Source organism: Pseudomonas citronellolis (assembly GCF_029335315.1).
GTDB classification, from domain to species: domain Bacteria; phylum Pseudomonadota; class Gammaproteobacteria; order Pseudomonadales; family Pseudomonadaceae; genus Pseudomonas; species Pseudomonas citronellolis_A.
Window position 1 is genome coordinate 1 of the sequence record NZ_JARJLT010000384.1, and the last position, 15,263, is coordinate 15,263.

At 69.0% G+C, this 15,263-nt stretch carries 14 protein-coding genes; 10 read left to right on the forward strand and 4 right to left on the reverse strand.

Annotation, left to right across the window (positions count from 1 at the left end; translation table 11 throughout):
* Positions 1-205 precede the first annotated feature (205 nt).
* Positions 206-1,417, reverse strand: a complete 1,212-nt coding sequence (locus P3W75_RS29275) for an MFS transporter (RefSeq protein WP_276230824.1) — start codon at positions 1,415-1,417, stop codon at positions 206-208.
* A 298-nt stretch (positions 1,418-1,715) separates the two neighbouring features.
* Between P3W75_RS29275 and P3W75_RS29280 the strand changes: the two genes are divergently transcribed.
* From P3W75_RS29280 to P3W75_RS29300, 5 genes are read left to right on the forward strand one after another with little or no spacing between them, the layout of a single operon-like run.
* Positions 1,716-4,547 carry a xanthine dehydrogenase family protein molybdopterin-binding subunit gene (locus P3W75_RS29280; RefSeq protein WP_276230825.1) on the forward strand — a complete coding sequence of 944 codons (2,832 nt, stop codon included), beginning with the start codon at positions 1,716-1,718 and terminating at the stop codon, positions 4,545-4,547.
* Positions 4,540-5,073 carry a (2Fe-2S)-binding protein gene (locus P3W75_RS29285; RefSeq protein WP_276230826.1) on the forward strand — a complete coding sequence of 178 codons (534 nt, stop codon included), beginning with the start codon at positions 4,540-4,542 and terminating at the stop codon, positions 5,071-5,073. The genes P3W75_RS29280 and P3W75_RS29285 overlap by 8 nt, the downstream gene beginning before the upstream one ends.
* A gap of 2 nt (positions 5,074-5,075) precedes the next feature.
* The gene (locus P3W75_RS29290) at positions 5,076-6,311 is read left to right on the forward strand and encodes a c-type cytochrome (protein WP_276230827.1); all 1,236 of its coding nucleotides are present in this window, start codon (positions 5,076-5,078) and stop codon (positions 6,309-6,311) included.
* Between the two features lie 3 nt (positions 6,312-6,314).
* On the forward strand, positions 6,315-7,283 hold the full coding sequence (locus P3W75_RS29295; protein ID WP_276230828.1) for an XdhC family protein: 969 nt from the start codon (positions 6,315-6,317) through the stop codon (positions 7,281-7,283).
* The gene (locus P3W75_RS29300; RefSeq protein ID WP_276230829.1) at positions 7,280-7,843 is read left to right on the forward strand and encodes a nucleotidyltransferase family protein; all 564 of its coding nucleotides are present in this window, start codon (positions 7,280-7,282) and stop codon (positions 7,841-7,843) included. Before P3W75_RS29295 ends, P3W75_RS29300 begins: the two co-directional genes overlap by 4 nt.
* Here P3W75_RS29300 and P3W75_RS29305 read toward each other — a convergent pair.
* Positions 7,840-8,715 (reverse strand): alpha/beta fold hydrolase, encoded by an 876-nt coding sequence (locus tag P3W75_RS29305; protein ID WP_276230830.1) that lies wholly within the window; start codon positions 8,713-8,715, stop codon positions 7,840-7,842. The two genes, P3W75_RS29300 and P3W75_RS29305, sit on opposite strands and share 4 nt — an antisense overlap.
* Before the next feature lie 73 nt (positions 8,716-8,788).
* Complete coding sequence (locus P3W75_RS29310) at positions 8,789-9,913, reverse strand: methyltransferase (RefSeq protein WP_276230849.1); 1,125 nt, start codon at positions 9,911-9,913, stop codon at positions 8,789-8,791.
* A 128-nt stretch (positions 9,914-10,041) separates the two neighbouring features.
* On the opposite strand from P3W75_RS29310, the gene P3W75_RS29315 reads away from it, so the two are divergent.
* Both P3W75_RS29315 and P3W75_RS29320 read left to right on the forward strand, forming a co-directional pair.
* A complete protein-coding gene (locus P3W75_RS29315) occupies positions 10,042-10,818 on the forward strand; it encodes a ferredoxin--NADP reductase (protein WP_276230831.1) in 777 nt (258 codons plus the stop codon).
* Between the two features lie 197 nt (positions 10,819-11,015).
* A complete protein-coding gene (locus P3W75_RS29320) occupies positions 11,016-12,569 on the forward strand; it encodes a TerC family protein (protein WP_276230832.1) in 1,554 nt (517 codons plus the stop codon).
* Between the two features lie 20 nt (positions 12,570-12,589).
* Here the strand turns inward: P3W75_RS29320 and mscL are convergent, their stop codons facing one another.
* Positions 12,590-12,994 (reverse strand): large-conductance mechanosensitive channel protein MscL, encoded by a 405-nt coding sequence (mscL, locus tag P3W75_RS29325; protein ID WP_276230833.1) that lies wholly within the window; start codon positions 12,992-12,994, stop codon positions 12,590-12,592.
* A 189-nt stretch (positions 12,995-13,183) separates the two neighbouring features.
* Between mscL and P3W75_RS29330 the strand changes: the two genes are divergently transcribed.
* From P3W75_RS29330 to radA, 3 genes are all read left to right on the forward strand, one after another.
* Entirely contained in the window at positions 13,184-13,426 is a 243-nt protein-coding gene (locus tag P3W75_RS29330) for a YdcH family protein (protein WP_276230834.1), read from the forward strand.
* 78 nt (positions 13,427-13,504) lie between these two features.
* Complete coding sequence (locus tag P3W75_RS29335) at positions 13,505-13,747, forward strand: hypothetical protein (protein WP_276230835.1); 243 nt, start codon at positions 13,505-13,507, stop codon at positions 13,745-13,747.
* A gap of 85 nt (positions 13,748-13,832) precedes the next feature.
* Positions 13,833-15,206, forward strand: a complete 1,374-nt coding sequence (gene radA / locus P3W75_RS29340; protein WP_276230836.1) for a DNA repair protein RadA — start codon at positions 13,833-13,835, stop codon at positions 15,204-15,206.
* Positions 15,207-15,263: the final 57 nt, after the last annotated feature.

The following is a 15,263-nucleotide window of genomic DNA, read 5'->3' on the forward strand; positions in this document are numbered from 1 at the left end:
TGCGCGGGGGCATTCATCCTGCGCATGCGTTCGCCCGATTTGGCCGTGGTGGTGGCGATACGTGCGGTGAAGCGGCGTATAACCGCGAACGGTTATACGCCCTACGCGGTGGTCGAGAGTGACGTAGGGCGGATAACGTTCGACGTTATCCGCCGTTTGACCGTGGCCATCGCCCGCTCGGAGCTGAGCTGGCCGCAGCGCGACCTCAGTGCAACCTGTCGCGCTTGGCCAGCGTCGGGAACAGCTTCATCCAGGTGCCGGTGACCACCAGCGTGCCCACGCCGCCGATCACCACCGCCGGCACCGTGCCGAACCAGTGCGCGGTCAGGCCCGACTCGAACTCGCCGAGCTGGTTCGAGGCGCCGATGAACAGGCCGTTCACCGCGCTGACCCGGCCGCGCATCTCGTCCGGGGTTTCCAGCTGCACGAAGGCGCCGCGGATCACCATGCTGATCATGTCCGCCGCGCCCAGCACCACCAGCACCCCGAGGGACAGCCAGAACGACGTCGACAGGCCGAAGGCGATGGTCGCCACGCCGAAGATGCCCACCGCCAGGAACATGATGCGCCCGACGTTGCGCTCGATCGGGAAGCGCGCCAGCCAGAACGACATCAGCAGCGCGCCCAGCGCCGGTGCCGAACGCAGCAGGCCCAGGCCCCAGGGGCCGGTGAGCAGGATGTCCTTGGCGAACACCGGCAGCAGCGCGGTGGCGCCGCCGAGCAGCACGGCGAACAGGTCCAGCGAGATGGCGCCGAAGATGTCCGGGCGGCTGCGGATGAAGCGGATGCCGGCCAGCAGCGACTCCAGGCTGGCCTTGCCCTGCCGGGATGGCTGCTGCCGCGAGGGCAGGGTCAGCACCAGGCAGCAGGCCATGAAATAGAGCAGGGTGGTCGGCGCGTAGACCCAGAAGGCGCCGAAGGCGTAGAGCAGGCCGCCCAGCGCCGGGGCGGCGATGGTCGCCGCCTGCATCGCCGAGGCCGAGGCCGCCACCGCGCGCGGGAACAGGCCGGTGGGCACGATGTTCGGCAGCAGCGCCTGGGTGGTGGGCATCTCGAAGGCGCGGGCGCTGCCGAGCAGGAAGGCGAGCACGAAGATCATCTCGCGGGTGACGTTGCTGGTGCTCGCGCCGAGCACCAGGGCCAGCGCCACCAGGCCCTGGCCAACCTGGCAGATGGCCGCGACCTTGCGCCGGTCGTAACGGTCGGCGACGTGCCCGGTGTGCAGCATGAACAGCATCCGCGGCAGGAACTCCACCAGGCCCACCAGGCCGAGGTCGAGCACGTTGTGGGTCAGCTCGTACATGTGCCAGCCGATGGCCACGGTGAGCATCTGGAAGCCACTGGCGGTGCACACGCGGGCGAGCCAGAAGGCGAGGAAGGGACGATGGCGGAGCAGCGAGGTGGCTTCGGCGGACATGGTGCGGGACGACTGGTTAGGGAGCTAATGAATGGGGCGCCAGCGTAGCACGCTGTAACAATTTCCGTCGTGAAATTCCAGCTGACGAATGGACGGCCATCGGGCATTCGGTTCGCTGATCGCCCTGCTTAACTTTTGCCTGATGCGGGGCGATTGGGTAAAGTTGACGTTTCGGTCAGGATTATTCGTGGGACGGCAGGCTCGCCAGGGCCTGTGAACGCCATTCCACGCCCCACCTCCGCCGTATCCAGAGCCCATAACGACATGGACGGGAAGTGCACCGTCCAGAGGATGATCCATGTCCAACCGTGAGTTTTCCCGGCGCGCCTTTCTCCAGGGCGGGCTGATCGCCGGCGTCAGCGTGACCGTGGCGCCGCTCGGCAGCCGGGCCTTCGCCGCCCTGATGGAACAGAACGTGACCGTGCCCGCCGAACAGTGGCTGGGCCACGACGGCCGCGCGCGCTTCCGCAACGATGGCATCTCCAAGGTCTGCGGCAACAAGGTGTTCGCCCGCGACATCCGCGCCAAGGACATGCCCGGCTGGCCGCAGCAGCAGGGCCACGCGATGCTGCTCAAGACCCTCAAGGCCGACCGCGTCTACGACGGCTACGACCTCGCCTGGCTCGGCGCCGACCTGCAGCCGGACCGCATCGTCACCGCCGACGACCTGGCGAAGGACGGCATCGTCTTCCCCGAGGCCCACGCGCCGGACCCGCTACTGCCCGCCGGCAAGGTGCCGATGTTCATCGGCCACCCGGTGGCGATCCTCATCTGGCACGACTTCGAGCGCTTCCGCCAGGCCAAGCTCAAGCTGAAGTTCAACGACAAGGCGATCCGCTACGGGGCCCAGGCGCCGCTGTACCAGGGCGACCCCTACGGCAGCTTCCGCTACGTGCGGGTGGGCGGGAAGACCTCGGCCGACGAGGACGAGTTCTCCAGCCTCAAGGCCTCGATCCTGTTCCCCATGATCCGCAACCGCAAACCGGTGTGGGACCAGCAGCCCAGCCAGCACGGCAACCTCACCGAGCAGGGGCTGTTCTACGCGCAGAAGATCCAGGAGCAGATCGCCAACCCGCCGCAGGACTGGCTGGTCTTCGACGAGCGCTACAAGACCCCGTCCATCGAGCCGGCGGCCCTGGAGCCGGACAACGGCAACGGCTGGTTCGACCCGGCGAGCAAGACCCTGCACTTCGTGGTCGCCACCCAGTGCCCGTTCGAGGCGGCCTACGAGACGGTGCACATGATCGCGCCGTCGCGCTTCGGCCTGGCCACGCTGAACATCCACCCCGGCTACACCGTCGGCTACGGCTCCAAGGACCACAACATTTTCGTCTACTACGCCGCCCTGGCGGCGCTGTACGGCGAAGGCGTGCCGGTGCGCCTGGCGAACGATCGCTACGAGCAGTTCCAGAGCGGCATCAAGCGCCACGCCTTCGACATCCACTACCAGCTGGCGGTGGACAAGAAGGACTTGGGCTTCCGCATCTTCCGCGCCGAGATGAGCCTGGACGGCGGCGGCCGCGCCAACTACAGCGCCTCGGTGGCCGCCGTGGGCGCCACCGCCGCGCAGTCGATCTACTACATGCCGCAGAGCGACCTGCAGGCCACCGCCTACCACTCGCGCGGCGTCGAGGCCGGCTCCATGCGCGGCTACGGCACCCTGCAGAGCATGGCCTCCACCGAGATGATGGTGGACGAGATCGCCGAGCGCCTGGGCGCCGACCCCATCGAGCTGCGCCGGCGCAACGCGCTGCTCTCGGGCATGAAGAACACCCAGGGCGCGGTGCCCGCCGGCGCGCTGCGCCTGCACGAGATCCTCGACAAGGCCGCCGCCCACGAAGTCTGGAAGAACCGCGCCGAGCGCAAGAAGCAGTTCGATGCGCAGGACCCGGACAACTGGTACGGCGTCGGCTTCGCCATCTGCCAGAAGGACTTCGGCACCGGCTCCGAGGCGCCCATGGCCAGCCTGGAGTTCGACGCCGAGGGACGCATCCAGCTGCGCCACATCGGCATCGAGATCGGCACCGGCATGTCCACCTCCCAGGCGCTGGTCGCCGCCGACTTCCTCGGCCGCCCGGCGGACGAGGTGAAGACCGCCGAGACGCAGTGGCCGGAGCTGCAGCTGCTCAGCGGCGAAGACCCCTACACCATGAGCCAGGCCACCCAGGACGAGAAGCTGCGCAACCCGCGCTGGGTCGGCAAGTACGCCTCGGCGTCCTCGGCGACCAACTCGGCCTACTACTTCAGCCACGCCACCCGCGAGGCGGCGCGCGTGCTGTTCAACCACGGCCTGTGGCCGGCGGCCCTGGAAATCTGGCGCCAGGGGCCCTTCGGCGGCCAGGCCAACCCCTACGTGGTGCGCCGCGAGGACGCCCACTGGGTCGATGGCGCGCTGACCGCCAACGGCATGCAGCCGCTGCCGTTCGCCCAGCTGGCCAAGCTCGCCCATGAGCGCGGCCTGGTCACCGGGGCCAGCGTGCACGCCTTCAACCGCTGGAGCTGGGCCGACTGCGAATTCAGCATCGACGGCGTCAGCGAGCGCCTGCCGCTGGACGGCCTGGCGGTGAAATACGGCGACGGCGCGCCGGCGGCGAAGAAGGCACAGATGAACAGCGCTGGCTTCCACCTGCTGGACCGCAAGAACGTGAACTACCCGCCGGTGCAACTGAACAACGCCGCGGTCACCTACTACAGCCCGGTGGCGACCCTGGTGGAACTGAAGGTCAACAAGGGCAGCCACGAGGTACAGGTACTCAATCACCACTCCTGGGTCGAGTGCGGCCGGGTACTGGTGCCGGAGCTGGTCAAGGGCCAGATCGAAGGGGGCACGGCCATGGGCCTGGGCCATGCGTTGCTGGAGGAAATGCCGCTGCACGAAGGCGGCCCGGCCGAGGGCGACTGGAACTTCAACCGCTACCGCCTGCCGCGCGGCAAGGACGTGGCGGTGTGGAAGCAGACCTCGGAAATTCTCCCGCCGCTGTCGCCCAGCGACCCGTCCAAGGGCATCGCCGAAGTGGTGATGATTCCCATCGCCGGCGCCGTGGGCAACGCCATCGCCCACGCCATCGGCAAGCGCGTCCGCGACCTGCCCATCACCCCCGCCCGTATCAAGGAGGCCCTCAATGGCTAAGCTCCAGCTGACCCTCAACGGTCAAGGCGTCGGCCCGGTCGAGGTCCCCGCCGACCTGCCGATGATCGACTACCTGCACGAATACCAGAACCTCACCGGTTCGCGCCTGGGCTGCGGCCAGGGCATCTGCCACGCCTGCGTGGTGATCGTCGACAACCCCGACGGCACCAGCGAGGAAGTGCGCACCTGCATCACCGGCGCCAACTGGTTCGACGGCAAGAAAGTGCGCACCATCGAAGGCCACGCCAAGCGCGACGCCGATGGCAAGGTCAGCGAACTGAACCCGATCCAGCAGAAGTTCGTCGAGCGCTTCGCCTTCCAGTGCAGCTACTGCGCGCCGGGCTTCGTCAACGCCGCCACCGTGCTGGTGGAAAAGGCCCAGCGCCAGCCGCTGAAGAAGAGCGAGCTGGAAGACGCCATCGAAGCCAGCCTCGGCCACCACATCTGCCGCTGCACCGGCTACGTGCGCTATTACAACGCCACCGCCGAGGTCCTCACCGACCTCGGCCTGGTCAAGGAGGGCTGAGCATGGCGCGATTCCTGACCGGCCTGCTGCTGAGCGCGGGCCTGGCGGCCGGCGCCCAGGCCGCCGACGCCGACCTGGCCAAGCGCGGCGAATACCTGGCCCGCGCCGCCGACTGCACGGCCTGCCACACCGCGGCGGGCGGCGCGCCCTTCGCCGGCGGGCTGCCGATCGCCTCGCCGTTCGGCACCATCTACGGCAGCAACATCACCTCCGACAAGGACTTCGGCATCGGCAGCTACAGCGCCGACGAGTTCTTCGCCGCCCTCACCGAGGGCAAGCGCAAGGACGGCGCCAATCTCTACCCGGCGATGCCCTACACCTCGTACCACCTGATCAAGCGCGAGGATTCCGACGCCATCCACGCCTACCTGCTGACCACCGAGCCGGTGCACCGCGCCGCGCCCGAGACCGCGCTGAGCTTCCCGTTCAACGTGCGCGTCGGCCTGAGCGGCTGGAACCTGCTGTACGGCAAGAGCGTCCAGCTGCACAGCGCCGAAGGCAAGAGCGAGCCCTGGCAGCGCGGCCAGTACCTGGTGGAAGTGCTCGGCCACTGCGGCGAGTGCCACACCCCGCGCAACGCCATCGGCGCGCTGCAGCAGGACAAGCGCCTGAGCGGCGCCCTGCTCAACGGCTACCTGGCGCCCAGCCTGCTGGCCGAGGACCTGGCCGCGCGCGGCTGGAACCACGCCGACCTGTCGGCCTTCCTCGAACACGGCATGAGCGCCCAGGGCAGCATGTTCAACGAGATGTTCCCGGTGCTGCACCACAGCACCCAGCACCTGGACAGCGCCGACCTGCAGGCCATGGCCAGCTACCTGCTGGGCGACCAGCCGCCGGCGGCCAAGGTGGTCCAGGCGGTGGCTTATCCACAGCTGTCCGACAGTGCCAAGCGCGGCCGCCAGCAGTACCTGAACGTCTGCGCCGGTTGCCACGGCACCGAGGGCGAAGGCAAGCCGCACATCGCCGTGGCCATGCAGGGCAACACCACCCTGCGCCTGGCCGACTCGCGCAACCTGCTGCGGGTGATAGTCGATGGCATCGGCGAGCAGCAGTTCGGCGGCTTCGAGCGCATGCAGCCAATGCCCGGTTTCGCGGAAAAACTGGATGACGCGCAGCTCACCGATCTGCTCAACTACCTGCGTCAGAGTTGGGGCGGACTGCCCGGCGATCTCGACGCCCAGGCGGTTGCGCAACTGAAGTCCGAAGGCGTGTCGGCGCATGCCGGCAAGGCGATGTGAAGCGTGCAACATCTCGATCTGCAAGTGGTTCGCCAGGCCCTGCGCTGGTCCCGCGAGGACCAGCGCGTCTGGCTCTGCACCGTGCTCTTCACCTACGGCTCGGCGCCCCGCGCGCCGGGCTCGCTGCTGGCGGTCAACCAGCGCGGGCAGTGGGTGGGCTCGCTGTCCGGCGGCTGCGTCGAGGATGACTTCCTCGAACGCGTGGCCGCCGGGGAGTTCGCCGAGCCGGTGAAGGTGGTGCGCTACGGCGAAGGCGACGAGCGCAGCTCCATCCGCCTGCCCTGTGGCGGCATCCTCGACGTGCTGGTGGAAAACCTGGCCCCGGACTGCGAGGTGCAGGCGCACCTGCGCGAACTGGAAGCGGCGCTGCTCGGCCAGCGCCGCCTGTTGCGCCGGGTCGACCTGGCCAGTGGCGCGCGCAGCCTGAGCGACGATCACAGCCACGGCCCGCGGGTGGAACGCGACAGCGACGAAGTGCAGCTGCGCGTCGGCGCCGCCCAGCGCCTGCTGCTGGCCGGCTATTCCAGCGTGGCTCACGCCTGCGCCGAGTTCGGCAAGGGCCTGGGCTTCGAAGTGATCCTCTGCGACCCGCGCGAGGAAGCGCTGGACGGCGTCGAACTGGACGGCATCGAAATCCGCCGCGAACTGCCGTCGATCTTCATCGCCAATGGCGGCTGCCACGCCGACACGGCGGTGGTGGCGCTGACCCACGATCCGAAGATCGACGACCTGGCGATGCTCGAAGCCGTGCGCACCGAGGCCTTCTATATCGGCGTGATGGGCTCGCGCACCACCTCGGCCAGGCGCATGGAGCGCCTGGAACGGGTCGGCGGCCTGGGCGAAACCGAGCTGGCGCGCATCCACGCGCCCATCGGCCTCAACCTGGGCAGCAAGACTCCGGCGGAAATCGCCCTGGCGGTGCTCGCCGACATCCTCCGCACCCGCAGCGGCATCGAGCGCGCCAGCCTGTGACCACGGTCGCGCTGCTGCTGGCGGCGGGCTTCGGCCGGCGCTTCGGCGCCGACAAGCGCCAGGCGCGCCTGGTCGACGGCCGTGGCCTGCTGGCGGCGAGCCTGGCCAATGCGCGGGCGGCGTTCGATCAGGTGGTCGTGGTGCTGCGCCCGGAAGACGATCCCGCTGCGCTTGGCGTGCCTGTGGATATCCCGTTGGTGCGCTGCGCCGACGCCGCGTCCGGCCTGGGCCACAGCCTTGCCGCTGGTGTTGTGGCCTTGCACGGCGGTTCGGCGACCAGCGCGGCCATCCTGTTGGGCGACATGCCCTGGATCGACCCGCGCACCTTGCATCTGCTCGCTGCGCAGGCCGACGAGGCGCGCATCGTCTTTCCCCTTCACGACGGCCAACGCGGCCATCCGGTCATATTCGGCCGCGCCTTCTGGCCGGAGCTGCTCGGGCTGCGCGGCGACGAGGGCGCCCGCGCGGTGCTGCAGGCCCACCGCGACGCCTGGCTGGCCGTCGACGTGGCGGACGCCGGTGTGCTGCGCGACGTCGATACCCCCGCCGCGCTCGGCTAGCGCCGGGCCATCCATTCGCCGATCAAAGGCCACAGCTCCTCGCTGGCGTTGCGCGACAGCACCAGGCGGTTGTGGCTGTAGTCCTCGCGGAAACCGTTGTGCGTGCCGCACAGCCGGAAGCTCCGGTCGGCGCCGCCGAAGGCCTCCAGCAGCGCCTGGCAGCCGGCCGCCGGGGCGATGAAGCGGTCGCCGCTGCCGGCCAGGGCGAGCACCGGCAGCTTGGCGGCGGCGAGCCCGGCGAGGTAGTCGAAGCCGTCCTCGCCACTGAAGCGTTCGCGCAGGTTCCACTGGCACCATTGGCGCATCAGCCGCGCGCTCTCGGCTTCCGGGCCGATGCTACGCCGGCGCTGCGGCGCCACCCGGCGGCCGCGCAGCAGCCAGTCATAGGCGCGGACCATCCAGCGGTGGCGCAGGGTGTCGCCGGCCGCCGTGGCCTGCGAGCCGAGCAACACCAGCCCGCGCAGGCGTTCGCCGGCCAGCTGCGGATGGCGCGCCGTCCACATGGAGGCGATCAGGCCGCCGCCGGAGTGGCCGATCCAGAACGCCGCCGGCTGGCCGCTGCGCTCGCGCACCGCGTCCAGTACCGCCGGCACGTCATGGGTGGCCACCTCGTCGAAGCTGTGGCGGAATTCGTCGCGGTCGCTGGCGCCATGCCCGCGCCAGTCGAACACCCAGCAGGCGAAGCCGCGCGCGGCGAGGCTCTCGGCCAGGCCGAGGCAGCTGCGATAGTTGGAGAAGGTGCCGTGGGTGAGCACCACCGCCGGCCCCTCGGCGGCGCCGATGCGGTACAGCGCCAGTTCCAGGCCGTCGGCGGTACGGATGCGCTCGGCGGCAAGCTCGCCGCTGGCGAAGGCGCTGGTGGGGGCGGTCATGACGGGCTTCCTGGCTCGCGAAGGGGACAGGGCATCCTGCTCCCGAGCGCGCTCGCCAGGCAACCAGGGTGGATCACTTCGTCGCTTTCAACACCACGAATTTCGGATTCGCCGCCACCTGCTCGACCCCGCGGAACAGGCGCTTGAGCTTGGCGTGGTAGCCCAGGTGGCGGTTGCCGACGATCCACAGCTGGCCGCCGGTGACCAGCGCGTGACGGGCCTGCTGGAACATGCGCCAGGCGAGGAAGTCGCCGACCACCTGCTGCTGGTGGAAGGGTGGGTTGCACAGCACCAGGTCCAGCGAGTCCGCCGGCTGCCCGGCCAGGCCGTCGGCGGCGCGGAACTCCGCCTCGCGCTCGCCGAGGGCGGCGCGCCAGTTTTCCTGCGCCGACTGCACGGCCATGAAGGATTCGTCCACCAGGGTGTAGTGGGCGTCCGGGTTGGCCAGGGCGCTGGCGATGGCGAGTACGCCGTTACCGCAGCCCAGGTCGGCCACCCGCGCGCGACCGAGGCTGCGCGGCAGGTGCGGGAGGAAGGCGCGGGTGCCGATGTCCAGGCCCTCGCGGCAGAACACGTTGGCGTGGTTGAGCAGCTCCAGCGCGGGCTGCTCCAGCCGGTAGCGGGTAGGGTAGGGCGAGGCGAGCGGCGCTTTATCCACAGGCGTGGCGAACAGCAGCCGGGCCTTCTTCTCCGCCAGCGACGCCTGCACCGGGCCGACGTACCGCTCCAGCAGGTCGCCGGCGGCGCGCGGCAGGTGCTTGATCATCGCCCCGGCGATCACCCGCACGCCCGGCGCCAACTGGCCGTGCAGGCGGATCAGCTGTTCTTCCAGCAGCGCCAGGGTCTTGGGCACGCGCAGCAGCACCAGGTCGAAGGGCCCGGCCGGGGTCGCGCTGGCCGGCACGAAGTCCACCGCGTCTTCGGCCAGGCCGTTGCGCGCCAGGTTTTTCTGCAGGGCCAGGGCGGCGAGGAAGGAGTCGCCGCTGCTGGTCACCCGCGCGTGCCCGGCGAGGCCGGCGGCCAGGGCGCCGAAGGCGTCGTTGAGCACCAGCACGCGGCTGTCCGCGGCGAGGCCGTCGGCGGCCACCTGGCGCAGCAGGTATTCGTCGGCGGCGTCGAAGGCCTGCAACGGGTCGTCGCGTTGCTCCGGCTGGCGGATCAGGTCGAGTGCGGCGAAGGGCGTCTGGAAGGTCGGCATGGGCATCGCTTTTTCGTTGCGCCAGGTCAGCCGGGCCGCCGTTTCCGGCAAAGGCCCTGATATCTGACGGTGTTTCTCGCTCTTGCGATGGGAGAAACTGTAGGCAGAGATTGGATCGGGAGCGGAGTATGACCGCCAGCGAAGAGAAGTTCACCCGTCAGACGCTGCTCGACGTGCAGACCCTGACGCCCAGCCTGTTCACCCTGCGCACCACGCGTGACGTGGGTTTCCGTTTCCGCGCCGGGCAGTTCGCGCGCCTGGGCGTGTACAAGGAGAGCGGCAGCATCGCCTGGCGCGCCTATTCGATGGTCTCGGCGCCCCATGACGAACACCTGGAGTTCTTCTCCATCGTGGTTCCCGGCGGCGAGTTCACCAGCGAGCTGAGCCGCCTGCGCGAAGGCGACCAACTGCTGGTCGACCGCCAGGCCTTCGGCTTCCTCACCCTCGACCGCTTCCCCGACGGCCGCGACCTCTGGCTGCTGGCCACCGGTACGGGCCTCGCGCCCTTCCTGTCGATCCTCCAGGATTTCGAGGTGTGGGAGCGTTTCGAGACCATCAAGCTGGTCTACAGCGCCCGCGAGGAGAAGGAACTGGCCTACCGCGAGCTGATCGACGGCCTGGCGCGGCGCGACTACCTGGCCGAGCACGCGCACAAGCTGCAGTTCATCCCGGTGGTGACCCGCGAGCAGGTGGACGGTTGCCTCAACGCGCGCCTGACCACCCTGATCGACAACGGCGACCTGGAAGCCGCCGCCGGCCTGGAACTGACCCCCGAGCACTCGCGGGTGATGCTCTGTGGCAACCCGCAGATGATCGAGGACACCCGCGCGGTGCTCAAGGCCCGTGGCATGAGCCTGGCGCTGACGCGCAAGCCGGGGCAGATCGCGGTGGAGAACTACTGGTAAAAGATTTGGAAAAGATTGCCCGCTTAAGCGCGGGCGTCTTCTCGCTTAGGATGGCCGTCCGATTCTTTCCTGTGGAAGCCCATGGACTGCCAGACGAGCGAGCCGCCCCCGGCGGCCGAACCCTCCCCCCGTAACACCTTCGCGCATCCCCTCGCCGCATCCCTCGACGCGCCCCTGCGCGCGCTCCGGAGCTGACCATGGAGTGGCTCCTGGAACCCACGGCCTGGCTCGGCCTGCTCACCCTGATCGTCCTCGAGCTGGTGCTGGGCATCGACAACCTGGTGTTCATCGCCATCCTCGCCGACAAGCTGCCGCCGCACCTGCGCGACCGCGCGCGGCTGATCGGCCTGTCGCTGGCGCTGGTCATGCGCCTGGGCCTGCTGGCCAGCATCTCCTGGCTGGTGACCCTGACCACGCCGCTGTTCGAGGTATTCGGCAAGGCCTTCTCCGGGCGTGACCTGATCATGCTGTTCGGCGGCCTGTTCCTGCTGTTCAAGGCCACCATGGAGCTGCACGAGCGCCTGGAAGGGCGTGTCCACCGCAGCAACGGCTCGCGCGCCTACGCCGCGTTCTGGCCGGTGGTGGCGCAGATCGTGGTGCTCGACGCGGTGTTCTCCCTGGACGCGGTGATCACCGCCGTGGGCATGGTCGAGCAGCTGGAAGTGATGATGATCGCGGTGGTCTTCTCGATGCTCCTGATGATGGTCGCGAGCAAGCCGCTGACGCGCTTCGTCAACGCCCACCCGACGGTGATCATGCTGTGCCTGGGCTTCCTCATGATGATCGGCTTCAGCCTCACCGCCGAGGGCCTGGGCTTCCACATCCCGAAGGGCTACCTGTACGCCGCCATCGGCTTCTCGATCCTCATCGAGCTGGCCAACCAGGCCGTGCGCTGGCGCCGCCGGCGCAGCCTGCAGGGTAGCCACGGGCCGCGCGAGCGCACCCGCCACGCGGTGCTGCGCCTGCTCGGCGGGCGGCTGGAAGCCGACGAGGTGGACGAGGAAATCGCCGACATGCTGGGCGACGAGCCGGCCGCCGCGCCCTTCGACCGCCGCGAGCGCGTGCTCATCAGCGGCGTGCTGGAGCTGGCCGAGCGTTCCATCCGCACGGTGATGACCGATCGCGTCGAAGTGCACCGCGTCGACCTCGACGCCTTGCCGCAGCAGGTCCGCCAGGCCCTGCTGGATTCGCCGCACTCGCGCCTGCCGGTGATCCGTGGCGGCCAGGAGGACGAGCCGCTGGGCTACGTGCACAAGAAGGAGCTGCTCAAGGCGATCCTCGACGGCCGCCAGCCGGACATCGAGCAACTGCTGCGGGTGCCGCTCAACCTGCCGGACAGCTGCAGCGTCCTCGGCGCCCTGGAGCAGATGCGCCAGGCCTCGACCCACGTGGCCTTCGTGGTCAACGAGTTCGGCGGCTTCGAGGGCCTGCTGACCCTGACCGACATTCTCCAGGCGATCGCCGGGGAACTGCCGGACGCCAGCGAGATGGCCGGCCCGGATATCGAGAAGGGCGCCGACGGCTGGCGCGTGCGCGGCGCCACCACCCTGGCGCTGCTGGCCGATCGCGTGGGTCTGCGCGCCCGCGCGCCGGAGGATTGCCGCACCCTGGGCGGGCTGGCCCTGCACCTGCTCGACCGCCTGCCGGTGGCCGGCGACGTGCTGGAGCACCAGGGCTGGCGCCTGCGGGTGCTGGAGGTGAAGGAGCGCCGCGTCGAGCGCGTGCTCCTGCAACCGCCGCGCGAGGCCTGAGGCCGCGCGCGGGGCCGGGGTCAGGAACGGTTCTGCTGGTTCTTCAGCAGGTCACGGATTTCCGTGAGCAGTTCCTGGTCCTTGGTCGGCGCCGCCGGCGCGGTTTCTTCTTCGCGCTTGAAGCGGTTGATCGCCTTCACGCCCATGAAGATCGCGAACGCGACGATCAGGAAGTCCAGGCAGGTCTGGATGAACTTGCCGTAGGCCATTACCACCGCCGGGGTGTTGCCTTCGGCGGCCTTGAGGGTGATGGCCAGGTCGGAGAAGTCGACCCCGCCGATCAGCAGGCCGATCGGCGGCATGATCACGTCGCCGACGAAGGACGAGACGATCTTGCCGAACGCGGCCCCGATGATGATACCGACGGCCATGTCGACCACGTTGCCCTTGACGGCAAAGGCCTTGAACTCGCTGAGCAGACTCATGCAAAGACTCCTTGTTGGAAAGAGGGGGACAGGGGGCAGTTTAGCGGCCGCATCGCCGTTGGGCACGCCCCCCGACCCGGCATGGACAGCGCCCAGCGCAAAAGTTCGGCAAGACCGGCGGTTATGGGCGAATTTCAGCCGTGGGCTAGGCTTGTGGGAATCTGCCACCGGACACGAAGGAGGACCGTCATGCCGCTCGAGCACCATCCCCTGGCCCGAGAGTTCCCCGAGGAGAAGGCCAAGCTGGCCAAACTCATCGGCGAGAACGCCCATTTCACCCGCCTGGCCGGTACCTACGAGGAGCTGGACCGCAAGATCTACGACGTCGAGGACGGCCGCCAGCCCCTGGACGACCTCACCTTGAACAACCTCAAACTGCAGCGCGTCGCCTTGAAGGACGAGATAGCCGAGTTGCTACAGCGATCGAGCTGAGCTTGATCAATGTCAAACGAGCCCGCGGGGGGCGGGCGTAGGCTTTCGACATCCTTTTCCAGAAGCTGGTGATCCGCCATGCGTAAACAGCCGCGTCCCCTCGGTAAAAGCTTCAGCAAACAGGCCCACGACAAAGTCGACCCGCGCCGCGCGCAAGAGCGCCTGGTACGCCTGAAACTGCAGTACGAACTGCTGGACCAGCGCATCAGCCGGGTGGAGGAGGGCGTCGAACGTCCGGACTGCACCCTGGCTTCGCTGATCATGCGTCGTGAAGGCCTGCGCTACGACATGGAAAGCCAGTACCGCCTGCTGGCCGGCTGAGACCGCGCGCCGGCCGCCCGGCGTGGGCTGAAGCCTGCGCCGCGAACCGCTATGATGCGGGCTTTGTCTTCGACGGAGTCCGCCCATGGCCAAGGCCAAGCGCATGTACGGCTGCACCGAGTGCGGCGCCACCTTCCCCAAATGGGCCGGCCAGTGCGCTGACTGCGGGGCCTGGAACACCCTGGTCGAAACCGTCGTCGACACCACGCCCACCGGCGGCTCCGCCAGTTCCGGGCGTGGCGGCTGGGCCGGGCAGCAGGCCAACATCAAGACCCTGGCGGAAGTCAGCGTCGAGGAGATGCCGCGCTTCAGCACCGCTTCCAACGAGCTCGACCGCGCCCTGGGCGGCGGCCTGGTGGACGGCTCCGTGGTGCTGATCGGCGGCGACCCGGGCATCGGCAAGTCGACCATCCTCCTGCAGACCCTGTGCAGCATCGCCAGCCGCATGCCGGCGCTCTACGTCACCGGCGAAGAGTCGCAGCAGCAGGTGGCCATGCGCGCGCGGCGCCTGGGCCTGCCGGAAGACAAGCTCAAGGTCATGACCGAGACCTGCATCGAGACCATCATCGCCACCGCTCGCCACGAGCAGCCCAAGGTGATGGTGATCGACTCCATCCAGACCATCTTCACCGAACAGCTGCAATCGGCCCCCGGCGGCGTCGCCCAGGTGCGCGAGAGCGCGGCGTTGCTGGTGCGCTTCGCCAAGCAGAGCGGCACGGCGATCTTCCTGGTCGGCCACGTCACCAAGGAAGGCTCCCTGGCCGGCCCGCGCGTGCTCGAGCACATGGTCGACACCGTGCTGTATTTCGAGGGTGAATCCGACGGTCGCCTGCGCCTGCTGCGGGCGGTGAAGAACCGCTTCGGCGCGGTCAACGAGCTGGGCGTGTTCGCCATGACCGACCGTGGCCTGAAGGAGGTCTCCAACCCTTCGGCGATATTCCTTACCCGCGCCCAGGAATCGGTGTCCGGCAGCGTGGTCATGGCCACCTGGGAGGGCTCGCGGCCGATGCTGGTTGAGGTGCAGGCGCTGGTGGACACCAGCCACCTGGCCAACCCCCGGCGCGTCACCCTGGGCCTGGACCAGAACCGCCTGGCCATGCTGCTGGCGGTGCTGCACCGGCACGGCGGCATCCCGACCTACGACCAGGACGTGTTCCTCAACGTGGTGGGCGGGGTGAAGGTGCTGGAGACGGCCTCGGACCTGGCGCTGATGGCGGCGGTGATGTCCAGCCTGCGCAACCGCCCGCTGGATCACCAACTGCTGGTGTTCGGCGAGGTCGGCCTGTCCGGCGAGGTGCGCCCGGTGCCCAGCGGCCAGGAGCGCCTGAAGGAGGCCGCCAAGCACGGCTTCAAGCGCGCCATCGTGCCCCAGGGCAACGCACCCAAGGAGAGCCCGCCGGGGCTGCAGGTGATCCCGGTGACGCGCCTGGAGCAGGCGCTGGATGCGTTGTTCGAGTAGAACGCAGGGCGGATAACCTTCGGCGTTATCCGCCGTTCAATTGCGCTCCTTGCCGGA

Bases quoted from the DNA above. Each gene is read 5' to 3' on its own strand.
- P3W75_RS29335 (WP_276230835.1), top strand. From the start codon at position 13,505: ATGCGTAAACAGCCGCGTCCCCTCGGTAAAAGCTTCAGCAAACAGGCC.
- radA (WP_276230836.1), top strand. From the start codon at position 13,833: ATGGCCAAGGCCAAGCGCATGTACGGCTGCACCGAGTGCGGCGCCACC.
- P3W75_RS29275 (WP_276230824.1), bottom strand. From the start codon at position 1,417: ATGTCCGCCGAAGCCACCTCGCTGCTCCGCCATCGTCCCTTCCTCGCC.
- P3W75_RS29330 (WP_276230834.1), top strand. From the start codon at position 13,184: ATGCCGCTCGAGCACCATCCCCTGGCCCGAGAGTTCCCCGAGGAGAAG.
- P3W75_RS29280 (WP_276230825.1), top strand. From the start codon at position 1,716: ATGTCCAACCGTGAGTTTTCCCGGCGCGCCTTTCTCCAGGGCGGGCTG.
- P3W75_RS29310 (WP_276230849.1), bottom strand. From the start codon at position 9,913: ATGCCGACCTTCCAGACGCCCTTCGCCGCACTCGACCTGATCCGCCAG.
- P3W75_RS29290 (WP_276230827.1), top strand. From the start codon at position 5,076: ATGGCGCGATTCCTGACCGGCCTGCTGCTGAGCGCGGGCCTGGCGGCC.
- P3W75_RS29305 (WP_276230830.1), bottom strand. From the start codon at position 8,715: ATGACCGCCCCCACCAGCGCCTTCGCCAGCGGCGAGCTTGCCGCCGAG.
- mscL (WP_276230833.1), bottom strand. From the start codon at position 12,994: ATGAGTCTGCTCAGCGAGTTCAAGGCCTTTGCCGTCAAGGGCAACGTG.
- P3W75_RS29285 (WP_276230826.1), top strand. From the start codon at position 4,540: ATGGCTAAGCTCCAGCTGACCCTCAACGGTCAAGGCGTCGGCCCGGTC.
- P3W75_RS29320 (WP_276230832.1), top strand. From the start codon at position 11,016: ATGGAGTGGCTCCTGGAACCCACGGCCTGGCTCGGCCTGCTCACCCTG.
- P3W75_RS29315 (WP_276230831.1), top strand. From the start codon at position 10,042: ATGACCGCCAGCGAAGAGAAGTTCACCCGTCAGACGCTGCTCGACGTG.